Genomic DNA, 20,649 nt, shown 5'->3' on the forward strand with positions numbered 1-20,649 from the left:
TAACGGCCGACGGGGTCAACGGTGTGTCGTCTTGCGTTCACGCAGGTCGGGGCCCCGATAAACCGTTCTCACTTCGAGACCGGTGACAGCGGGCGCCCCGGTTGCGGCACCGGGGCCGGTTCGGCGGTGCGCGCGGCATCGAATTCGGCTCTGGCGGCGGTGATCTCCGCGTGGTGTTCGACCACCCAGGCGCCCATCGCCTGGCTGATCCGCCCCAGATCGGCCCCGAGCGCGGTGATGCTGTACTCCACCCGGGGCGGCATCGTGGGGAATACCTCGCGCCGGACCAGGCCGTCGCGTTCCAGGTCGCGCAGCGTTCGGGTGAGCACCTTCTGGGTGATGCCGTCCAGGCGCCTGCGCAAAGCGTTGAAACGCACCGGCCCGCCCGCCTCGCGCAGACTGCCGAGGACCAGCAGGACCCATTTGTCGGCGAGTACCGACAGCAGTTGCCGCGCGGGGCAGTCCCGCAGGAACGCCTCTACCGAACTCTGATCGCCCTTGACGGTATCCACGGGGTACCACGGTATCCGAAAGGTGCCTACTACCGCTGGGACACCACTCGGCGCAGACTCGGCGGTATGTGGCAGATGGTGCAGAGATCTTTCGGCGGTCCGGACGTCTTCGAAAGGGCAGAGGTGCCGCGGCCGGCACCGGGTCCGGGGGAGGTGCTGGTGCGCGTCGTGGCGACCAGCGTCAACGCCGCGGACTGGAAGGTGCGCAGCGGTGTGATCCGGCGGTTGGGGGAGCCGCCGCTGGTGCTCGGGCTCGATGTGTCCGGGATCGTCGCCGCGGTGGGTGACGAGGCGACACGCTTCGCGCCGGGAGACGCGGTATACGGCATGGTGTTCGGCGGCGCCAACGCGGAATACGTAGTGGCGCAGGAGAATCGACTTGCCCGCGTACCCGCCTCGATCGACCCGGTGCACGCGGCCGCACTGCCGGTGGCCGGGGTCACCGCCTGGCAGGCACTGTCCTCGGTACGGCCGGGTGAGCGGGTGCTGGTGCACGCGGCGGCCGGTGGCGTCGGGCATCTGGCGGTGCAGATCGCCGCGCGACGCGGCGCGACGATCGCCGCCACCGCGCGGACCGGCAATCACGCCTATCTCCGTGAACTGGGCGTCACCGAACCGATCGACTACCGGACCACCGATTTCACCACCGCGGTGCGCGAGGTCGACCTGGTGGTGGACCTGATCGGCGGCGACTACACGGATCGATCATTGACCGTCCTGAGCGGCACCGGGCAGGTGGTGGCCGCCGAAGGCCCTGCGACACACCCGGATTCGCGCGTGCGCCGACTCTATGTGGATCCGACGACGGCCGTTCTCGACGAGCTCGCGGCGACGGTCGACCGCGGGGAGCTGACCGCTGACATCGCGCAGATCCTGCCGATCACCGAACTCGCCGCCGCGCATCGGCGCAGCGAATCCGGTCGGGTCCGCGGCAAGATCGTGCTCACCGCGGACCGCTGACTCAGCCGCGGACCGCGTGCAGTACGTCGCCGTGCAGGGCGTCGGCGCGGGCCGCGATGGTATCGACGCGCAACAGCGCGGCGGCGAACGGGTCGCCGAGGTCGGCGGGCAGCGAGCCGACGTTGATCTCGATATTGAGCTGCGAACTCATCGCCGCGGCGCGGGCGGCGTCGGCGGCGGCGCCGATATCGGTGACCACGTTCGGATTGCCGATCGGCAGCAGTTCGGCGGCCAGCGAGAGGATTTCGTCGGCCTCGTCGACCACGGCGGCGGGCACCCGCGCGGCTTCGACGAGTGCCGCGTTGATCGCCGCGGTGCGGGCGGTGATCTCGGCGTCGGTGTCCTTGGGCAGCTTGTAGGCCGCGCCGACGGCGGTGAACGCGGCCGCGTCGGCGTCGGCGAGCGCGAGCGACCTGGCCAGCGCGGCGTCGGCGGCCACGATGATCTGGTCGATCACCGGCCGGTTCTGCGCGTCCTTGGCGCGGGTGGTGTAGCGCGCCACCATCGCCACCAGCGCGGCGGCCTGCGCGGCGTGCAGCGCGGCCACGGCCCCGCCGCCGGGGGCGGGCACCTTCGCGGCCAGCTCCGACAGGTAGTGCTCCAAGGTCACCGAACCGAAGGAGGGGGCGATCTGCTGCGGCGACACGGTGGGCTGCGACACGACGGGGTGGCCTTTCGATGCGGCGAGAATTGCGTGGAATCTTCCCCTCAACGCTACCGCGTGCCCGCCCACGCACCCCGCTCGACCAGCACCTGTGCCGACAGACCGACCGGTCGGGGTGCGCGTGTTGTCCGGGGCTATGTTGGGTGCATGCGGATCGGATTGAGCATCAACTACACGGACGGTTTCAAGGAGACGGCGGCCGAGGTCGCCGACCTGGAACGCGCCGGCCTCGACATCGTCTTCGTGCCGGAGGCGTACTCGTTCGACGCGGTGAGCGCGCTGGGCTTCCTGGCCGCCCGCACCGAGCGGGTGCAGCTGGCCTCGGGCATCCTGCAGCTCTACACCCGGACCCCCAGCCTCACCGCGATGACCGCGGCGGGCCTGGACTACGTCTCCGACGGCCGTTTCATCCTCGGCATCGGCGCGTCGGGCCCACAGGTCATCGAGGGCTTCCACGGCGTCCCCTACGACGCCCCGATCGGGCGCACCCGCGAACTCCTCGAAATCTGCCGCACGGTGTGGCGCCGCGAGAAGCTCAACTACCAGGGCAAGTACTACCAGATCCCGCTGCCCGCCGAGCGTGGCACCGGCCTCGGCAAAGAGCTCAAGCTGATCAATCACCCGGTGCGCGCGGACATCCCGGTGCTGCTGGCCGCGCTCGGCCCGAAGAACGTGGAGCTGGCCGCCGAGGTCGCCAACGGCTGGCAGCCGATCTTCTTCCTGCCGGAGAAGGCGAAGGACGTGTGGGGCGACGCGCTCGCCGCGGGCAAGGCCAAGCGCGATCCCGCGCTGGGCGAGCTCGACATCTTCGCCGGTCCGGCATTGGCGATCGGTGAGAACGTCACTCCGCTGCTCGAGTTCGTGAAGCCGCACCTGGCGCTCTACATCGGCGGCATGGGTGCCAAGGGCAAGAACTTCTATCACACCCTCGCCACCAAGTACGGCTACGGCGAGGCCGCCGACCGCATCCAGGAGCTGTACCTGGCGGGCGACAAGCAGGCCGCGACCCAGGCAGTGCCCGACGAGCTGGTGCGCGACGTGTCGCTGATCGGCCCGGAGAGCTTCGTGAAGGAGCGCATCGCCGCGATGGCCGAGGCCGGCGTCACCACGCTCAACGTCACGCCGATCGCCGAGAACGCGGCCGGTCGCGTGAAGCTGATCGAGCAGCTGCGCTCGCTCTGCTGACCCCCACCGACGACAAACGCGCCGCCGTCCGGAGGATTCCCGGGCGGCGGCGCGTTGTGTTGTGTCAGGACGTGAACGACGCCAAGGCGGCGTCCAGGGTGGTGTGCATGGCGAACACCTGGTCCAGGCTCGTCATCTTCAGCTGACGACTGGTGGCGGGTCCGTCGGCCACGACCGCGATCGCGGTGGTCTCGCCTGCCCGCTGATGCGCGGCGACCAGCGTCGCCATGCCCGCCGACGCCAGGAACCCGACCGCGGTCAGGTCGATCACCAGCGCCGCCGGTTTCTCGGCCAGGATGGCCTCGATGGTGGCATCGAGCGCGGGTGCGGTCGCCAGGTCGACCTCGCCGGTCACCGTCAGCACCGTGACGCCGTCGTGTACCGCCGTCGTGGTGGTCATCGTGTCCGTGAGTGGATACGCGTCTCCGGAAGAGTTGGTCACTGTTCAACAACACACAACTTTGCCCGAATACGCAAGCCACCGCGGTTGCTCGCCACGGGATCGCCATGGTCGGCCTCGGTTGCGGCGGTGCTGGTGCTCCTCGCCGCCGAAGCCGAACAGGCGCTCGTGCCCGGCGTCGGCGGCGGCGAGTCCGATGATCTCGACCGTGTCGTCACCGCCATCGTGAACGAGGCGAACAGCCCGCGGGTCGCGAGTTGTTTCGCCTGGTATGCCCGGTGCGCAGGGTAGGGGCTGGTGTTATTCCCATCTGGTCGTACTGTGAGGGCGTGAACATCGATGTGACGCCTTTACCGGGAATCGGCGTGTGCAAGGACTTTCCGCTGGCGGAGGCGCGCCGCCGGATCGGCGTGATCGAACATCGCGACGGCTCCGTCGACCTGGTCGTCTCGCGAGCGGGCGACTACGACTCGACCACCTCGATTCCCCTGTCCGACACCGAGATCGGAGTGCTGGCCGGCCTGCTCGGCGCACCGCAGGTGGTGCAGAAGACACGCGAGACCCACAGCGCGGGCGAGCTGTCGACCAGGCAGTTCGCGATCGATCGCGGCAGCCCGTTCGACGGTAGGCCGTTGCGCGACACCGAGATGCGCACGCGCACCAAGGCCTCGGTCGTGGCGGTGGTGCGCGCGGGTGAGGTGACTCCTTCGCCGGGAACGGATTTCACTTTCATCCCCGGTGATCTTGTCGTTGTGGTCGGCACCGACGAGGGTCTGGACGCGGCAGGACGGCTCCTCGACGCCGGCTGACAATCCATGCCGATAGTAAAGGGCAGGTAAGGTATCCCTAGCTGAGGTTAGGTGATCCCATGAATGTAGAAGTGACATCCCTGCCGGGAATCGGTGTCCGCAAAGAGTTTTCACTGTCGAAGGTGGACCGCAGGATCGGCATCGTCGACCACCGCGATGGTGGTACCGATCTGATTTTCACGAAGGTCGGCGACCCGGATTCCACGGTCCAGATTCCACTGTCCGCCGTCGAAGCCCGCACGCTGGCGAGTCTGCTCGGCGCACCGCAGTTGGTCGCGCAACTGCGCGAGGAACATCGCGAACTCGATGGAGTGAGCACGCGGTCGATGCTGGTACCGCCGAGTTCGCCCTATGCGTCACGACGGTTGGGCGACACCGAGTTGCGGACCAGAACCCGCGCCTCGATCGTGGCGGTTCTGCGCGCGGGCCAGGTCCTGGCATCGCCGGGACCGGAGTTCGTGTTCGCGGGCGGCGATATGGTCGTCGTGGTCGGCACCAATGCCGGACTCGACGCCGCCGCTTCGATCCTGACCGACGGCTGAGCCGGTGGAGATCAGTGGAACCGCGCTGGCATTGATCCAGCTGGGGGCTGTGTTCTTCGGGTTGGGGGTGCTCGGGCGGATCGCCGCCCGCATCGGCCTCTCGCCCATCCCGCTCTACCTGCTCGGGGGGTTGGTCTTCGGTACGGGCGGTCTGATCGAGTTGCACGAGGTGGAGGACTTCATCCACATCGCCAGCGAGATCGGCGTCGTGCTGCTGCTGTTGCTGCTCGGTTTGGAATACACCGCCGGTGAACTGGTCACCGGCATGCGTAAATCGTGGCCCGCCGGTCTGCTCGACCTGGTGCTCAACGCGACTCCCGGTGTGATCGTGGCGCTGATGCTCGGCCTCGGGCCGACGGGGGCCATCGCGATGGCGGGCGTCACCTACATCTCGTCCTCCGGGATCGTCGCCAAGGTACTCAACGACCTCGGCCGCCTGGGTAACCGGGAGACGCCGACGGTGCTGTCGATCCTGGTGTTCGAGGACCTGGCGATGGCGGTGTACCTGCCGGTGCTCACCGCCGTGCTGGCCGGTGTCGGATTCGTGGCGGGGATGACCACGGTCGGTATCGCGCTGGTCGCGGTGACCTTGGTGCTCATCGTCGCGCTGCGATACGGCAGGTACGTCTCGGCGATCGTGGCGAGTGAGGATCGGGAGATCTTCCTGCTCAAGCTGCTCGGTTCGGCGCTGCTGGTGGCGGGTATCGCCTCGGCGGTGCAGGTGTCGGCGGCGGTCGGTGCGTTCCTGCTCGGTATCGCGATCTCGGATTCGACCGCGCACGACGCCACCAAGATCCTCGAACCGTTGCGTGATCTGTTCGCGGCGATGTTCTTCGTGCTGTTCGGTTTGAGTACCGATCCGGCGAGTATTCCGCCGGTGCTGGGCTGGGCGGTGCTGTTGGCGGTGGTCACCACCGTCACCAAGATCGCCACGGGGTGGTGGGCGGCCAAACGGGCGGGGGCCTCGCAACTGGGCCGCGCTCGCGCGGGTACCGCGTTGGTCGCGCGCGGTGAGTTCTCGATCGTCATCGCCGGCCTGGCGGTGGCCGCCGGAGCGGTGCCCGCCGAGTTCGCCGCGCTCGCCACCACGTACGTGTTGCTGATGGCCATCATCGGCCCGATCGGCGCCCGCATCGTGGAACCGGTGATGCGACTGGTGGTCGGTCGCAAGCAGCGTGTAACGGTCGACCCGCACGCGGAATAACCACCCGTGTCCGGGGCCCCCGCGCGATCGTTCGCTGCGGGGGCCCTCGATGTTCTCACGGCTCGATCAATCCGGCGCGGATGGCGTATCTGGTCAGGTCGAGCCGGTCGCGCAGGCCGAGTTTCTGCAGGATGTTGGCACGATGCCGGTCGACGGTCTTCGCGCTGATCACCAGCTCGGCGGCGATCTCGCGCGCCGAGTACCCCTCGGCGATCAGCTTGAGCACCTCCTCTTCGCGCGGGGTGAGGATCGTTTCCGGTAGCGCGGAGCCCTGCCGGGCGAGTTGGAGGTAGTCGCGCACGAGTGCGGTGACCGCGCCCGGGTAGAGGAACGATTCACCGCGCATCGTGGCCCTGCACGCCTCGATGAGGTCGCGATCGGCCACCGACTTCAGCACGTAGCCGGAAGCGCCCGCCTTCAGCGACTCGAAGAAATACTGCTCGTTGTCGTACATCGACAGCATCAGGATGCGCACCGGATGGTTGTTCCTGGTGATCTCGCGGGCGGCCTGGATGCCGGTCATCCGCGGCATGGCGATATCGAGGATCACCAGGTCGATGCCGTCGTCGGCGAGGGCGGTGACCGCGTCCAGCCCGTTGGCGGCCTCGGCGACCACGAGCAGGTCCGGTTCGTTGTCCAGGATCATGCGCAACCCGCTGCGCACCAGGGCGTGGTCGTCGGCCAGCAGAATCCGGGTCGGCGCGCTCATGCGGGCACTCCTTCGCGTGCGGCGACCGGGACGATCAGTTCGACCGCGGTACCGCCCGATGCCGGGGATGTGATGGTCAGCGTGGCGTCGATCAGCATCGCGCGCTCGCGCATCCCGCGGATGCCCGCCCCGTCCTCGACCGCGCCGCCGCGACCGTTGTCGGTCACCCGCAGCAGCACGGTGCCGGCTCGCGGTGCGATCAGCAAGCTCACCTCGTCGGCGTCGGCGTGGCGCAACACGTTCGTCAAGCTCTCCTGAGCGACCCGGTAGCAGACGAGTTCGATGTCGGGGTCGAGGCGGCTGATCGCCGGGTCGACCTCGCGACGCACGGAAATGCCTGCCGTGCGGCCGAATTCGTGACACAGCGCGGTGATCGCGCTGTGCAGGCCGAGTTCCTCGAGCACGTCGGGCCGCAGCCGCGCGGCGATCCCGCGCACCTCGTCCAGACAACCGCGCACTGTTTCCTGCGCCTGCTCGACGTCCTCACGCAGGTCGGCGGGCGCCCGGTCGACAACCCGTTTGAGCCGCAACAGCGCCACGGTCAGGCTCTGGCCGATCTCGTCGTGCAGTTCGCGGGCGATGCGCCGCCGCTCACCCTCCTGGGCGGCCAGCGCGGTCCCACCGGCGACCGAACGTTCGGCTTCCAAGCGGTCGAGCATCGCGTTGAAGGTCTCGATCAGCTGATGGAAGTCCCCGCTCGCACCGCGCTCGAGGCGGACCGCGCGCCGGGGCGGATCGACGCGGCGCATGGAGGCGACCAGTTCGTCGAGCGGAGCCAGCGACGTGCGCAGCGCCACGGCGTTCGCCGTCAGGATCACCGCGAGCCCGATCACCAGCACCGGCACCTCGGTCAGGCGCAGCCGGGCCGACACCGTGGCCGGTGAGAAGGCCAAGATCAGCGTGCCGAGGGTGAAGATCACGCCGTTGAGCAAGCAGATCCGCCAGAACAACGCCGTCACCGGCGTTCGGATTCGCCGCGAGCGTCCTGCTCGCAGCGCTGCGAGACGGTTCATGACACCAGCATGCTGGCGCCCCCGCGTTCTGTCCATGGTGCCCAGCACCCATCCCGCACCCGTTGACCGGCACCGACCTGCCCAGGAAATGGGTGTCACGGCCGATAGTGCCCGCCACCTGCGCGAACCAGACTTCGATCAGACGCTTTCGACGATCCGAGGAAGGACCGCCGGCCATGGATATCGACCGGACCACGATCCCGGGAGCCGGTGTGCTGCACAGCTTCCACACCCGCCACGGCATTCGCTTCGCCCTGCTGACGCACTCGTCGGGTGCGCGACGCCTGCTCGCCTACGCGGGGGGCAGCGACGAACCGACGGTCGACATCGAGCTGGAACCCGACGAGGCCGACCAGGTCGCCGAGCTGATGCGTTCGCGGCCGTTCGGCGACCGGCTCGCCCGCCTGGAACAACGCCTGGACCACCTGACCGGACGGCAGGCCCAGCCGTGAGCACCGTCGAATCCCCCCGGAGCCATGCCATGCGCGCACGCGATATCGCGATGAACCTGCCGACCGTTCGCACCAGCGACCCCGTCGCCCGTGCGGTGCGGCTGATGGTCGTCAACCGGTTGCCCGGTCTGATCGTCGTCGACGAACTCGACCGGCCGGTGGCGGTCCTGCCGGGAACCCAGGTGCTACGCCTGGCGATTCCGGCCTCCTATCACGACGACCCGACGCTGGTCCGCACGATCGACGAGGTGCACGCCGACCTGTTCTGGCAGGAACCCGGCAGCCTCACCGTCGGCGACTGTCTGCCCGACGGCGCGAGCAAGCCGGCCACGGTCCCCCCCGACGCGACCCTGCTCGAAATCGCGATCCTGATGGCGCGCAAGCACAGTCCGCTCATCGCCGTGGTCGACCGTTCGCGCACCCTGCGCGGCGCGATCACCCTGGAACGGTTGCTGACCAGCCTCGCTGTCGTCGGCCCCGGCGACTGAACGCCACGCCGCGCATGGCTGCAGCGCTTGCCGTCGTCATCTTCGTGATCGCCTTCTTCTTCATCGCCACGGAGAAAGCCGACAAGGTCAAAACCGTCCTGATCGCCGCGGGCGCGATGGCTCTGCTCGGCCTGATCCCCGGCGACGAGGTCTTCTATTCCGCCCACGAGGGCATCGACTGGAACGTCATCTTCCTGCTGCTCGGGATGATGATCATCGTCGGCGTCATCAAGCAGACCGGCCTGTTCGACTACCTGGCGATCTGGTCGGCCAAACGTTCGCGCGGTAACCCGTATCGCCTGATGGTGATGCTGATGTTGATCACCGCGGTCGCGTCGCCGTTTCTCGACAACGTCACCATCATCATGCTGGTCGCCCCGGTGACGCTGGTGGTGTGCCGACGTCTCGGCATCGCCGCGCAACCGTTCCTGATCGCCGAGGTGCTCGCGTCCAATATCGGCGGCGCGGCGACGCTGATCGGTGACCCGCCCAACATCATCATCGCCAGCCGGGCCGGGCTGACGTTCAACGACTTCCTCGTGCACATGGCCCCGATCGTGGTGATCACCTTCGTGCTGTTCGTCGCGCTCACCCGGGTGCTGTTCCGCTCGGCGCTGCGCACCGATCCCACCTCGGTCGACGCGGTGATGGCGCTGCAGGAACGGCGCGCGATCCGCGATCCGAAACTGCTGGTGCGCTCGATGATCGTGCTCACCGGTGTGGTCGTCGGCTTCTGCCTGCACAGCGTGCTGCACGTCGCGCCGTCGGTGATCGCGCTGGTCGGCGCGGGCATCATGGTGCTGGTCTCCGGCCTCGACATCGGCGATGTCCTACACGAGGTGGAATGGCCGACGCTGGTGTTCTTCATGGGTCTGTTCGTGATGGTCGCGGGCCTGGTGCACACCGGGGTGATCGCCACGATCGGTGACGCCGCGATCGGCTGGGTCGGGGACAACTACTTTTTGGCCGCGACCGCGCTGGTGTTCGGTTCGGCGATCCTCGGCGCGTTCGTCGACAACATTCCCTATACCGCGACCATGGCGCCGGTGGTGGAGGACATCGTCGCGGGCGCACCGGATCCAGCTACCGGGCAGGCGCTGTGGTGGGCGTTCGCCCTGGGCGCCGACTTCGGCGGGAACGGCACGGCGGTGGCGGCCAGCGCCAATGTGGTCGCCCTCGGGATCGCCGCCCGCGCGGGGCAGCGGATCACCTTCTGGCAGTTCACCAAGTACGGCATGTTGGTCACGCTGCTCAGCAGTGTCATCGCCTGGATCTATGTGTGGATCCGGTACTTCTGAGTCCCGCGACGGTGCTCACCCGACGTGGCGGGTGACGATCCGGTGGATCAGCCGGGCGGCGGTGCGGGCGGTGCGGTTGTCGATGTCGAGCCGCGGATTCAGTTCGGCGACATCGACAACCGCGAGTCTGCCGCAGGCGGTGACGCGGTCGCAGACGGCCTGGATCGTGGACAGCGCGACACCGTAGGCCGCGGGGGCACTCACACCGGGAGCCACCGCGGCGGGGAGGACGTCGAGATCGATCGTCAGATACAGCAGGTCGATCCCGGCCAGGAAGTCGTCGACGAAGGCGGTGACCCGGGCAGGCTCGCAGTCGTCGTCGAGGAGATAACGCACCCCGAATCTGTCCGCGGTGTCGAACAGGACCCGGGTGTTGCTGGGCTGGCTGATCCCGATCACCGCGTACCGGACGTCGTCGCCGGTCTCGAGGATCTGCCGGAACGGGGTGCCGGAACTGGGCACGGGATCGGGGCGCAGGTCGAAATGCGCGTCGAGGTTGAGGATTCCGATGACGCTGCCCGGGACGCCGCGAGCCGAACCGGCCAGTCCGAGGTAGGTGCCGTAGGCGACCTCGTGGCCGCCGCCCAGCACGACCGGGAAAGCGCCGTCGTCCAGCAGCGCGGACACCGTCTCGCCCAGTCGGCGCTGACCGTCCGCCAGCCGGTCGTCGGTGACGGCGATCGTCCCCGCGTCGAAGGCGCGCAGCTCGGTGGCGAGCGCCATCGGCGACAACGCGCGGCGCAGCGCGTCCGGGCCCGCCGCCGCGCCGAGGCGGCCCTTGTTCCGGCGCACGCCTTCCTCGCAGGCGAAGCCGACGAAAACACAGGCGCCGGGATCGTCGTTGCCCGGCTCGTACGGCGTGACGGCCTGATGCCAGCGCAGGTGCTCCGGCGTCGTGCCGTCGACGCGACCGGTCCAGGCGGATTCGGAAGTCACCGCACCCCACCTCGATTCGCGACGAGGGTTCCTTCGCGCCACACCTGACCGACCAGCGCAACGCCGGGGCGGTAGGCGAGGTGCAGGTGCGAGGGGGCGTCGAGCGCGATGACATCGGCACGGAAACCGGGGGAGAGGGACCCGATATCGGTGCGCCGCAACGCCTTCGCACCACCTGCGGTTGCCGCCCAGACCGCTTCGTCGGGTGTCATGTGCATTTCCCGCACCGCCAGGGCGATACAGAACGGCAAGCTCGTGGTGTAGCTGGTGCCCGGATTGCAGTCCGCGCCGAGCGCGACGGTGACCCCCGCGTCCACCAGCGCTCTGGCATCGGGATAGCTGTTGCGCGTACAGAAGTCGGCGCCGGGCAGCAGCGTGGCCACCGTATCGCTGCCCGCGAGCGCATCGATATCGGCACGATTCACGTGCGAGACGTGATCCACCGACGCGGCGCCGAGCTCGACGGCCAACTGCACCCCTGGTCCCTGGTGCAGCTGATTGCCGTGGACTCGCGGCACCAGCCCGTGCGCGATCCCCGCGGTCAGCACGGCATGCGCCTGATCGCGATCGAAGGCGCCCTGCTCACAGAACACATCGATCCACCGGGCGTACGGCGCGCACCGCGGGATCATCTCCTCGCACACCATCGTCACGTAGTCGTCGGCGCGCCCGGCGTATTCGGGCGGCGGCACGTGCGCGGCGAGCAGCGTCACCTCGTCGGTGCAGCGGGCCGCGATCTGGACGCTGCGCAGTTCGTCGGCCACGGTCTGCCCGTAGCCGCTCTTGCACTCGACCGTGGTGCTGCCTGCCCGCAAGGACTCGTCCAGCAGCCGTTGTACCGTCGCCGCGAGCTGCTCGTCGCTCGCTGCCCGCGTCGCCGCGATCGTGGTGCGGATGCCACCGGCCCCATAGGGTTGCCCCGCCATCCTCGCCGCGAACTCCTCGGCGCGGTCGCCCGCGAACACCAGATGCGCATGCGACTCGACGAACCCCGGCAGCACCGCGCGTCCGCCGAGATCGAACGCGGTGTCGGCGGCCGGCGCGGCGGCACTGTCACCGACCCACGCCACCCGCCCGTCGTCGATGACCAGCGCGGCGTCGCGCCGCAGCCCCAGCGGGCCCTCGCCCAGCGCCGGGTCGTTGGTGACGAGAGTGCCGATATCGGTCAGCACGGTGGTGGGCATGGAGGAGTCCTCCTCGGCGCGGATGTCGAGTATGGCGGTGTGCGCGCGATAGACCCTGTGCGCGGGCGAGCAGCGCGGGCACGTTGCTCGCACCGTAGCGGCCCTTCGGATCGTAGAGCGCGGGCAGGTCGACGTGTTCCTTCGAGATCAGGTGGCGCGGGCCCGGCGGATGCGCGCCAGGACACGTACGGTAGGTATAGACCTGTATAGACAAGAACGTCAAGGGGTAGCCCGCAGTGATGGGAGAAGCATCGTGAGCATCGACCCGGATCGGCCCGGACCGGTCGTCGTCGGCCCGGGTCCGGTCTCGGCGCGGGATCTGGTCCGGGTGGCCAGGGACGGCGTCGCGGTGGTGGTGTCCGACGATGCCGTCGCCGCCATCGAGGCGAGTCGTGCGCGAATCGAAGCGCTGGCCGCGGACCCGAGGCCGGTGTACGGGGTGTCGACCGGGTTCGGTGCGCTGGCCGTCCGTCATATTCCGCCGGAGTCACGCAAGCAGTTGCAGCGGAGTCTGATTCGCTCGCATGCGGCGGGGTCGGGCGCAGAAGTGGAGCGGGAGGTGGTGCGCGCCTTGATGTTGCTGCGCCTGTCGACCCTCGCGACCGGCCGGACCGGGGTGCGCCCGGTGGTCGCGCGGACCTATGCCGCGCTGCTGTCGGCGGGCATTACCCCGGTGGTCTACGAGTACGGCAGCCTGGGCTGTTCCGGTGATCTCGCGCCGCTGGCCCACGTCGCACTGGCGGTGATCGGGGAGGGCACCGTCCGGGACGCGACCGGCGAGCTGCGATCTGCCGCCGAGGCCATGGCCGACGCCGGTATCGCCCCGGTCGAGCTCGCGGAGAAGGAAGGCCTCGCGCTGATCAACGGCACCGACGGCATGCTCGGCATGCTGGTACTCGCCTGCCACGACCTGCGGGCCCTGCTGCGCCTGGCCGATGTGACCGCGTCGATGAGCGTGGAGGGTCTGCTCGGCACCGACAAGGTCTTCGCCGCCGACCTGCAAGCACTGCGCCCGCAACCGGGCCAGGCGGTCGCGGCCGCCAATATGGTGCGCGTGCTGGCGGATTCGCCGATCGTGGCCAGCCACGCCACCCCGGACTGCACCGTCGTCCAGGATGCCTACTCGCTGCGCTGCGCACCCCAGGTCGCCGGCGCTGCCCGCGACACCCTCGACCACGCCGAACGCGTCGCCGGCCACGAGTTGGCCAGTGCCGTGGACAACCCCGTCGTCACCCTCGACGGCCGGGTCGAGTCCAACGGCAATTTCCACGGCGCCCCCGTCGCCTATGTGCTGGACTTCCTGGCCATCGTGATCGCTGACGTCGCCTCGATGAGTGAACGCCGCACCGACCGCTTCCTCGACAAGGCCCGCAACCACGGCCTCACCCCGTTCCTGGCCGACGATCCCGGCGTCGACAGCGGTCACATGATCGCCCAGTACACCCAGGCCGCCATCGTCTCCGACCTCAAACGCCTGGCCGCGCCCGCCTCGGTCGACTCGATCCCCTCCTCGGCCATGCAGGAGGACCACGTCTCGATGGGCTGGTCCGCCGCCCGCAAACTCCGCCGCGCCCTCGACGGCCTCACCCGAGTCCTGGCCATCGAAGCCCTCACCGCGGCCCGCGGCCTCGACCTCCGCGCCCCGCTGACCCCGGCGCCCGCGACCGCTGCCGTACTGACCGCGCTGCGCGACCGAGTCCCCGGCCCGGGGCCCGACCGCTACCTCGCCCCGGACATCGAGGCAGCGGTCCGCCTCGCGGCATCCGGCGCGCTGCTCGCCGCCGCCGAATCGGTGACCGGTCCGCTCGGCTGAGCGGGGGTACGCGCGAGCGAAACCCCGGCCGGGGACCGCTGTCTCGCCTGCGCTGATCCGCCCGATGGCATCGTCGCTGTTGCCGCTGACCTGCGATCGGCCCCACGCGGGCCGACGGCGAAGGCGATTGCCGCAGTCGGCGATCGCGTGCGTGACATCGCTACGCCTGCAGCTGCTGTGCCGGTTCGATCTCGGTGAGCCCGCGCAGCGACTCGGGCAGCGAGGTCTGGTGCAGGACGCCGAGGCGTTGGGTGGCCCGGGTGAGGGCGACGTAGAGTTCGGCGGCGCCGCGGGGGCCGTCGGCGAGGATGCGCTGCGGATCCACGACCAGCACCGCGTCGAACTCGAGGCCCTTCGTCGCCGACGCGGGCACCGTGCCGGGTACCCCGGGTGGCCCGATCACGATGCTCGTTCCCTCGCGGCCCGCCTCAGCCCGCACGAATTCCTCGATCGCGGTGGGCAATTCGTGGTCGGTGACCCGATGCGACCAGGGTGCGACACCGCAGGATCGCACCGAGTCCGGCGGGCGGACATCGGGCGCGAACTCGGCGAGCACATCGGCGGCCACGGCCATGATCTCAGCGGGGGTTCGGTAGTTCACCGTCAGGGCACGATAGATCCAGCGGCCGGGGACGTAGGGCTCCATCATCGTGGCCCAGGACCTCGCGCCCGCCGCCGACCGGCGCTGCGCGAGATCGCCGACGATCGTGAAGGAGCGGCTCGGGCACCGCCGCATCAGCACCCGCCAGTCCATCTCCGACAGCTCCTGGGCCTCGTCGACCACCACGTGTCCGTAGGTCCACTCCCGGTCGGCCGCGGCACGTTCGGCGAGTTCGCGGGTGTCGCGTTCGAGGAAGCGTTCGGCCAGGTCTTCGCCGTAGAGCATGTCCTGGGCGAGCAGGTGGTCCTCGTCGTCCATCAGGTCTTCGCGGCTGATGAGGGTGTCCAGCACGCCGGCCGCGTACTCGGCCTCGGCCTTGCGCTCTCGCTCGGCGGAGTCGTCGGCGGCTGTGTCGCGGCCGAGCAGGTCGACGAGTTCGTCGAGCAGCGGCACGTCCGAGACCGTCCACGCGCCACCGTCGGCCCGCCACAGCGCGGCGTCCGCGCCTGCTGCCCGCAGCCGATCGTGTGACGAATACAGCTGGGACAGCACGGTTTCCGGCTTCAGGATCGGCCAGCACTGATCCAGCGCCGCGGTGAACTCGTCGTTGTCGGCGAGCTCGCGGACCAGGTCGGCGCGTAGTTGTTCCCATGCCTCGGTGTCGTCGCGAGTCAGCCAGCCCTCGCCGATCCGGGCGATCGCGCGCTCGGTGAGAACGTAGGTGATGATCTCGGTGAACACCGCGCGCGCCTCGTTGTGCGGGCGCTCGCTCTCCCTCGCCTCCTGCCTGGCCCACTCCGCGGTCGCGGCATCGATCCGCACCGTCACATCGGTCAGCGCGATCGTCAGCGGCGCTTCGGGCAGTCGCTGGCGATCCGCGATCGTCGCGGCGAGGACGTCGAGGATTCGCAGCGAACCCTTGTGCCGGGCCGCCTCGGGAGTGTCCTCCGCCGTCGCGCGCAGACCGGGCACGAGGTCGGCGGTGGTGGCGAACACGACATTCGTCTCGCCGAGCGAGGGCAGCACATGGGCGATGTGGTTCAGGAAGGCCGGATTGGGCCCGACCACGAGCACGCCTTGGCGCTCCATCCGCCTGCGCTGGGTGTAGAGCAGGTACGCGACGCGGTGGAGCGCCACCACGGTCTTCCCGGTGCCGGGACCGCCCTCGATCACGGTCACACCCGGGTGCTCCAGGCGGATGATCTCGTCCTGTTCGGCCTGGATCGTCGCGACGATATCGCGCATCCCGTCCCCGCGTGGCGCGTCGACCGCGGCGAGCAGCGCGGCGTCGGTTCCGCCCTCGCTCCCGTCCGGGCGGCCGAGCACCTCATCGGTGAAATCGACCACCCGGCGGCCGCGGGTGTGGAACTGCCGCCGCCGGCGCATGCCCTCCGGGTTGGCCGCGGTGGCGACATAGAAAGCGCGCGCCGCGGGTGCCCGCCAGTCCAGGAGCAGCTGTTCGAGATCGTTCGACTCGTCGAACAGCCCGATCCGGCCGATGTAGGACCGCTCGCCCGAGGCCGCGTCGAGCCGGCCGAAACACAGCCCGTTGTCGGCCACGTCGAGGCGCTGTACTTCCTTGCCCAGCGCCCGCACCTCGTTGTCGCGCTCCATGGGGGAGTCGCCCTTGGTGCGCAGCGCCGCGCTGTAGCGACCCTTCACCCGTGCCCGCTCGGCATCGAGGCGCGAGTACAACCCGGCGACATAGCTTTGCTCGGATCGGCATTCCTCTTCGTACCCGTGCGCTGACATAGGCCCCTAACTGTACTTTTTCCGGTGCGACCGGATGATTGTGCAGCAACCCCGGGGCCTTGCCGCAAGTCCCTGTTTACGCTATATATTGAAAGTGGAAAGAGCCCCGGCGATGCCGGGGCTCTCGTCTTTTCCAGGCTGGTCAGCCCTCCTGCATCGGAATCCGCACACCCCGTTCACGAGCCACCTCGGCCGCGTGCTCGTAACCCGCGTCGACGTGTCGCATCACCCCGGTGCCCGGGTCGTTGGTCAGCACCCGCTCCAGCTTCCGCGCGGCCAGCTCGGTGCCGTCGGCGATACACACCTGGCCCGCGTGGATCGAACGGCCCATCCCGACCCCGCCACCGTGATGGATCGACACCCAGCTCGCCCCGGACGCGGTATTGAGCAGTGCGTTGAGCAGCGGCCAGTCTGCGATCGCGTCGGAACCGTCGGCCATCGCCTCAGTTTCGCGGTAGGGGGAGGCCACCGAGCCGGAGTCGAGGTGGTCGCGGCCGATGGCCAGGGGAGCCGACAGCTCACCCGAGGCGACCATCTCGTTGAATTTCAGGCCCGCGCGATGGCGTTCGCCGTAACCGAGCCAGCAGATCCGCGCGGGCAGACCTTCGAACTTCACCTTCTCGCCCGCCAGGGTGATCCAGCGGCGCAGATGGTCGTTGCCGGGGAACAGTTCCAGGATCGCGCGGTCGGTGGCGGCGATATCGGCCGGATCACCCGAGAGCGCGGCCCAGCGGAACGGACCGAGGCCCTCTTCGAAGAGCGGGCGAAGGTAGGCGGGAACGAAGCCGGGAAAGGCGAAAGCCCGGTCGTAGCCGCCTTTGCGGGCCTCGTCGCGAATCGAGTTCCCGTAGTCGAACACCTCGGCGCCCGCGTCCATGAATCCGACCATCGCCTCGACGTGCGCGGCCATCGACGCCTGCGCCTCGGTGGTGAACCAGACCGGATCCTTCTCGGCGAGGGTGTGCCAGTCCTCGAGCGCGACGCCGATCGGCAAGTAGGACAACGGATCATGGGCCGAGGTCTGATCGGTGACGATGTCCATCGGTGCGCCCATGGCCAGCAGTGCGGGAAAGACCTCGGCCGCATTGCCGACCAGGCCGATCGAGAGCGGCCTGCGCTCGTCACGCGCGGCGACGGCGAGATCCAGTGCCTCCCGCAAGGTCGCGGCCTTCGTGTCGAGGTAGCCGTGCGCGATCCGCCGGTCGATACGCGCCGGATCGCAGTCCACGCACAGCGCGACGCCGTCGTTCATCGTCACCGCGAGCGGTTGCGCGCCACCCATCCCGCCGACGCCCGCCGTGAGGGTGATGGTGCCGGCGAGGGTGCCGCCGAATCGCTTGCGTGCCACCGCGCCGAAGGTCTCGTAGGTGCCCTGCAGAATGCCCTGGCTGCCGATGTAGATCCACGACCCGGCCGTCATCTGCCCGTACATCATCAGCCCCAACTGCTCGAGCTTGCGGAACTCGTCCCAGGTGGCCCAGTCGCCGACGAGATTCGAATTCGCCAGCAGCACCCGCGGCGCCCACTCGTTGGTGCGGAACACCCCCACCGGTTTCCCGGACTGCACGAGCAACGTCTCGTCCGCGGCGAGGGTCTTCAGCGTTCGCACGATCGCGTCGAATGCCGCCCAACTGCGTACCGCTCGCCCGGTCCCGCCGTAGACGACCAGGTCATCGGGGCGTTCGGCGACCTCGGGATCGAGATTGTTCATCAACATCCGCAAGGCGCCCTCCTGCTGCCAGCCGAGGGTGTGCAGCTCGGTGCCGCGCGGAGCGGACACGGGACGAGGGCCGGAGACAGGCGGTGTCGCGTCGGTCATGAGGGCAGTATAGTCCTGTATATACAAGTGCCGACGAGGTTCGAGCGCAACGTATTCTCTGGGCGAGGCGAGGAGATGTTCGGTGGTGGCGATCGAGGTGGTCGATGCGGAGCTGGCCGCGCTCTACGGCGAGCTCGGCAGCGAATTCGCGGCGTATGAACGGGTCAAGCAGCTGATCATGGCGCAGATCAAAGCGCGCCGGTGGAACGCGGGGGAGCAGATCCCCTCGGAGAACCAGTTCGTCGCCGCACTCGGGCTGTCCCGGATGACGATCAATCGCGCCCTGCGTGACCTGACCGCCGACGGCGCGCTCACCCGGGTGATGGGTGTGGGCACCTTCGTCGCGGCGAGCAAGGCCACCTCACCGCTGTTCGAGGTCCGCAACATCGCCGACGAGATCACCGGTCGCGGACATCGTCATCGCACCGAGGTGGTGTTCGTGCGGTCCGAGGTGCCCGGCGACGCGGAAATGGCGAATGCCATGGGCGGCACGGTATTCCACTCGCTGCTGGTGCACTTGGAGGACGGCGTGCCGATCCAGCTCGAGGACCGCTACGTCAACCCGGCGCAGGCCCCCGACTACCTCGCCCAGGACTTCACCACCGTCACCCCGAACAGCTACCTCAGTGAGGTCGCGCCGCTGCTGCGCGGCGAGCATGTCGTCGAGGCGGTGCGGGCCGCCCGCGAGGAGTGCGTGCTGCTCGGCATCGACGCCGACGAGCCGTGCCTGCTCATCCGGCGCCGCACCTGGTCGTCGGGCGGGTTGGTCAGCGTGGCACGGCTCGTGCATCCGGGTTCGCGCAATCGGCTGGAAGGCAGCTTCGGTAGCGAACCGGGCTGACTCCGCGTCGTACGCGCCGAACAATGTTCCCGACTCGAAACAGCTGTCGCCGCTTGGCAATTGCGCGACGAGATTTCGATCAGGCAGATTGTCGAACTGATTGCTTTCCGGATGAGATTGAAGACGTGCTCATCGAGAAGGCTGACGTGTGCATGATAGCCCCCTGAAATTGTTATCCGATCTGAATGATAAACAGGGACAGCAAATTGATGGCTACCGAGTAAATGCTGCCTGAGCTGGGGTTATGCCTGCTGCACGGATTTGGTTCAGTTTCGGGTTATCACTGTTTCGTGACGAAGTACGCGGTTGGCCGGATCGGGGCTGTACGTTTGGGACTCGATAGTTTCGCTGGGTTCCATTCAGGTAACGGAGAGGGCGGAAATGGCTACAGTCACGCAGCCGTCGGGGCCGCACACCATGATCTCTCGACGTGATTTCTCCGCAGCGAAAACAGTGATGACGCCGTCGAGCCTGGTAACCCTCGGGTTGATCTTGCTGATTCCCGTGTTCATCACGGCGGGCCCGATTCTCGCGTCGGCGTTGATCGCGCGATACGACGGTGTCGGGTGGTCCGGTGGGGTGGTCTTCGGGGTGATCGCGACCGTCGTCGTCATGTCGGTGCTGGCCTCGGCGTGGGCGTTCCGCCTGGCGTGGCGGCGTGGTTCCGCCGCCGCGCAGCGCCCGTTCGGTTCTTCTCTCGTGCGGTAGGAGGTCGACAATGCAGACGCACCGACAGGCGACGGCGCCGCTCATCGAACCGCCCGTGGCCACCGCTGCCGACGAATGCCGCCTACTGCGGATCGTCGCCCGGATCGAGGCTCCCCATGTGTGGGACTCGACGTCCGCCCGGCTGCTCGACTGCGCGCGCCGGCGGTGGCAGGGCAGGGCCGACATCGCCGACCATCCGGCCTTGCGCCGCTGGTCGCAGATCCAGGACTCCCAGCAGAGACCCGAACAGCCTTGCCTGCGCACACTTTTCGCTGCCTTCGCCGCCGGCTCGCTGGTCGGTGGTGATCCCTGTGCGGACCTGGCCGCCGCGATCATGCTCCTGTCGAGCTGCCCCGCCGAAGCGGTTCAGCAGGCCGACCCGAACAGCGAATGTCGCACGGTGCGCTTCTCGGTCTACGCCTATCGCGAAGACGACCTGCCGCTGGCCGAGGACCTGATCACCACCACCGTCCACGCCTGTGGCACCGTTTTGGTCCGTCGCTGCACGATCATGCGCCCCCCTGCCCGTTCCACGGCTCCGTCCCCGTCCGTCGACCACCCGGCGCCGAACCTCCTGGTCCTCGGCAGCCTGGGCAGCACCGCCGCCCGCTGACCGAACCCGGTCGCGGCTTTTCACTCGGCCGCCTCGCTGACCGCTGCGTTGCTAGCGAAACTAACAGTGCTGCAACAGGTTTCATCGTTACGGTGGGCGTGATATCGGATCGCCGCGGGCCTTCGGGTCGGTTCCCGATCGCGCCT

22 protein-coding genes are annotated in these 20,649 nt (G+C 68.8%); 13 read left to right on the forward strand and 9 right to left on the reverse strand.

Annotation, left to right across the window (positions count from 1 at the left end):
• Nucleotides 1–68 precede the first annotated feature (68 nt).
• Nucleotides 69–512 carry a winged helix-turn-helix transcriptional regulator gene (locus tag ACWGCN_RS08435; protein ID WP_379311982.1) on the reverse strand — a complete coding sequence of 148 codons (444 nt, stop codon included), beginning with the start codon at nucleotides 510–512 and terminating at the stop codon, nucleotides 69–71.
• Nucleotides 513–587: 75 nt separating this feature from the next.
• Between ACWGCN_RS08435 and ACWGCN_RS08440 the strand changes: the two genes are divergently transcribed.
• Nucleotides 588–1,472 (forward strand): NADP-dependent oxidoreductase, encoded by an 885-nt coding sequence (locus tag ACWGCN_RS08440; protein ID WP_452460101.1) that lies wholly within the window; start codon nucleotides 588–590, stop codon nucleotides 1,470–1,472.
• Between the two features lies 1 nt (nucleotide 1,473).
• Here ACWGCN_RS08440 and ACWGCN_RS08445 read toward each other — a convergent pair whose 3' ends face one another.
• Nucleotides 1,474–2,133 (reverse strand): cyclodeaminase/cyclohydrolase family protein, encoded by a 660-nt coding sequence (locus ACWGCN_RS08445; protein WP_378988312.1) that lies wholly within the window; start codon nucleotides 2,131–2,133, stop codon nucleotides 1,474–1,476.
• A gap of 150 nt (nucleotides 2,134–2,283) precedes the next feature.
• On the opposite strand from ACWGCN_RS08445, the gene ACWGCN_RS08450 reads away from it, so the two are divergent.
• Nucleotides 2,284–3,321 (forward strand): LLM class F420-dependent oxidoreductase, encoded by a 1,038-nt coding sequence (locus tag ACWGCN_RS08450; protein ID WP_378627308.1) that lies wholly within the window; start codon nucleotides 2,284–2,286, stop codon nucleotides 3,319–3,321.
• 64 nt (nucleotides 3,322–3,385) lie between these two features.
• Here ACWGCN_RS08450 and ACWGCN_RS08455 read toward each other — a convergent pair whose 3' ends face one another.
• Nucleotides 3,386–3,721, reverse strand: coding sequence for an STAS domain-containing protein (locus ACWGCN_RS08455; RefSeq protein ID WP_378988309.1), 336 nt, complete (start codon nucleotides 3,719–3,721; stop codon nucleotides 3,386–3,388).
• Nucleotides 3,722–3,808: 87 nt separating this feature from the next.
• Here ACWGCN_RS08455 and ACWGCN_RS08460 point away from each other — a divergent pair, with 87 nt between their 5' ends.
• Genes ACWGCN_RS08460 through ACWGCN_RS08475 form a run of 4 tightly spaced genes read left to right on the forward strand, consistent with a single transcriptional unit; the run spans nucleotide 3,809 to nucleotide 6,276 of the window.
• Nucleotides 3,809–4,012: a hypothetical protein gene (locus ACWGCN_RS08460; protein WP_452457539.1), complete on the forward strand. Its 204-nt coding sequence runs from the start codon at nucleotides 3,809–3,811 to the stop codon at nucleotides 4,010–4,012.
• Between the two features lie 38 nt (nucleotides 4,013–4,050).
• Nucleotides 4,051–4,530, forward strand: a complete 480-nt coding sequence (locus ACWGCN_RS08465) for a cation:proton antiporter regulatory subunit (protein WP_378627311.1) — start codon at nucleotides 4,051–4,053, stop codon at nucleotides 4,528–4,530.
• A 59-nt stretch (nucleotides 4,531–4,589) separates the two neighbouring features.
• Nucleotides 4,590–5,072, forward strand: coding sequence for a cation:proton antiporter regulatory subunit (locus tag ACWGCN_RS08470; RefSeq protein ID WP_378988303.1), 483 nt, complete (start codon nucleotides 4,590–4,592; stop codon nucleotides 5,070–5,072).
• Nucleotides 5,073–5,082: 10 nt separating this feature from the next.
• Entirely contained in the window at nucleotides 5,083–6,276 is a 1,194-nt protein-coding gene (locus ACWGCN_RS08475; protein ID WP_378988475.1) for a cation:proton antiporter, read from the forward strand.
• Between the two features lie 55 nt (nucleotides 6,277–6,331).
• Here the strand turns inward: ACWGCN_RS08475 and ACWGCN_RS08480 are convergent, their stop codons facing one another.
• Both ACWGCN_RS08480 and ACWGCN_RS08485 read right to left on the reverse strand, forming a co-directional pair.
• Entirely contained in the window at nucleotides 6,332–6,985 is a 654-nt protein-coding gene (locus ACWGCN_RS08480) for a response regulator transcription factor (protein ID WP_364405344.1), read from the reverse strand.
• A complete protein-coding gene (locus tag ACWGCN_RS08485; protein ID WP_378988300.1) occupies nucleotides 6,982–7,998 on the reverse strand; it encodes a sensor histidine kinase in 1,017 nt (338 codons plus the stop codon). The genes ACWGCN_RS08480 and ACWGCN_RS08485 overlap by 4 nt, the downstream gene beginning before the upstream one ends.
• A gap of 176 nt (nucleotides 7,999–8,174) precedes the next feature.
• Here ACWGCN_RS08485 and ACWGCN_RS08490 point away from each other — a divergent pair, with 176 nt between their 5' ends.
• The 3 genes from ACWGCN_RS08490 to ACWGCN_RS08500 are packed head-to-tail and all read left to right on the forward strand — an operon-like array spanning nucleotide 8,175 to nucleotide 10,236.
• The gene (locus ACWGCN_RS08490; protein ID WP_378988297.1) at nucleotides 8,175–8,450 is read left to right on the forward strand and encodes a hypothetical protein; all 276 of its coding nucleotides are present in this window, start codon (nucleotides 8,175–8,177) and stop codon (nucleotides 8,448–8,450) included.
• A gap of 29 nt (nucleotides 8,451–8,479) precedes the next feature.
• Nucleotides 8,480–8,938 (forward strand): CBS domain-containing protein, encoded by a 459-nt coding sequence (locus ACWGCN_RS08495; RefSeq protein ID WP_378988294.1) that lies wholly within the window; start codon nucleotides 8,480–8,482, stop codon nucleotides 8,936–8,938.
• Between the two features lie 14 nt (nucleotides 8,939–8,952).
• Nucleotides 8,953–10,236, forward strand: a complete 1,284-nt coding sequence (locus ACWGCN_RS08500; RefSeq protein WP_378988291.1) for an ArsB/NhaD family transporter — start codon at nucleotides 8,953–8,955, stop codon at nucleotides 10,234–10,236.
• A gap of 15 nt (nucleotides 10,237–10,251) precedes the next feature.
• Here ACWGCN_RS08500 and hutG read toward each other — a convergent pair whose 3' ends face one another.
• Both hutG and hutI read right to left on the reverse strand, forming a co-directional pair.
• Nucleotides 10,252–11,172 (reverse strand): formimidoylglutamase, encoded by a 921-nt coding sequence (gene hutG / locus ACWGCN_RS08505; RefSeq protein ID WP_452457540.1) that lies wholly within the window; start codon nucleotides 11,170–11,172, stop codon nucleotides 10,252–10,254.
• The gene (gene hutI / locus ACWGCN_RS08510; RefSeq protein ID WP_452457541.1) at nucleotides 11,169–12,356 is read right to left on the reverse strand and encodes an imidazolonepropionase; all 1,188 of its coding nucleotides are present in this window, start codon (nucleotides 12,354–12,356) and stop codon (nucleotides 11,169–11,171) included. The genes hutG and hutI overlap by 4 nt, the downstream gene beginning before the upstream one ends.
• Nucleotides 12,357–12,609: 253 nt before the next feature.
• On the opposite strand from hutI, the gene hutH reads away from it, so the two are divergent.
• Complete coding sequence (gene hutH / locus ACWGCN_RS08515) at nucleotides 12,610–14,169, forward strand: histidine ammonia-lyase (protein WP_452457542.1); 1,560 nt, start codon at nucleotides 12,610–12,612, stop codon at nucleotides 14,167–14,169.
• Between the two features lie 160 nt (nucleotides 14,170–14,329).
• On the opposite strand, the gene helR is transcribed toward hutH, so the two are convergent.
• Both helR and hutU read right to left on the reverse strand, forming a co-directional pair.
• Nucleotides 14,330–16,522: an RNA polymerase recycling motor ATPase HelR gene (gene helR / locus ACWGCN_RS08520; protein ID WP_452457543.1), complete on the reverse strand. Its 2,193-nt coding sequence runs from the start codon at nucleotides 16,520–16,522 to the stop codon at nucleotides 14,330–14,332.
• Nucleotides 16,523–16,664: 142 nt separating this feature from the next.
• Nucleotides 16,665–18,341 (reverse strand): urocanate hydratase, encoded by a 1,677-nt coding sequence (hutU, locus tag ACWGCN_RS08525; RefSeq protein WP_452457544.1) that lies wholly within the window; start codon nucleotides 18,339–18,341, stop codon nucleotides 16,665–16,667.
• A gap of 85 nt (nucleotides 18,342–18,426) precedes the next feature.
• Between hutU and hutC the strand changes: the two genes are divergently transcribed.
• The 3 genes from hutC (at nucleotide 18,427) to ACWGCN_RS08540 (ending at nucleotide 20,503) form a co-directional block, all read left to right on the forward strand.
• Nucleotides 18,427–19,182, forward strand: coding sequence for a histidine utilization repressor (gene hutC, locus ACWGCN_RS08530; protein WP_452449510.1), 756 nt, complete (start codon nucleotides 18,427–18,429; stop codon nucleotides 19,180–19,182).
• Nucleotides 19,183–19,563: 381 nt separating this feature from the next.
• On the forward strand, nucleotides 19,564–19,890 hold the full coding sequence (locus tag ACWGCN_RS08535; protein WP_378988270.1) for a hypothetical protein: 327 nt from the start codon (nucleotides 19,564–19,566) through the stop codon (nucleotides 19,888–19,890).
• 10 nt (nucleotides 19,891–19,900) lie between these two features.
• Entirely contained in the window at nucleotides 19,901–20,503 is a 603-nt protein-coding gene (locus tag ACWGCN_RS08540) for a hypothetical protein (RefSeq protein WP_452457545.1), read from the forward strand.
• The last annotated feature ends 146 nt before the right edge of the window (nucleotides 20,504–20,649 follow it).

The organism is Nocardia sp. NPDC055050 (assembly GCF_053608345.1).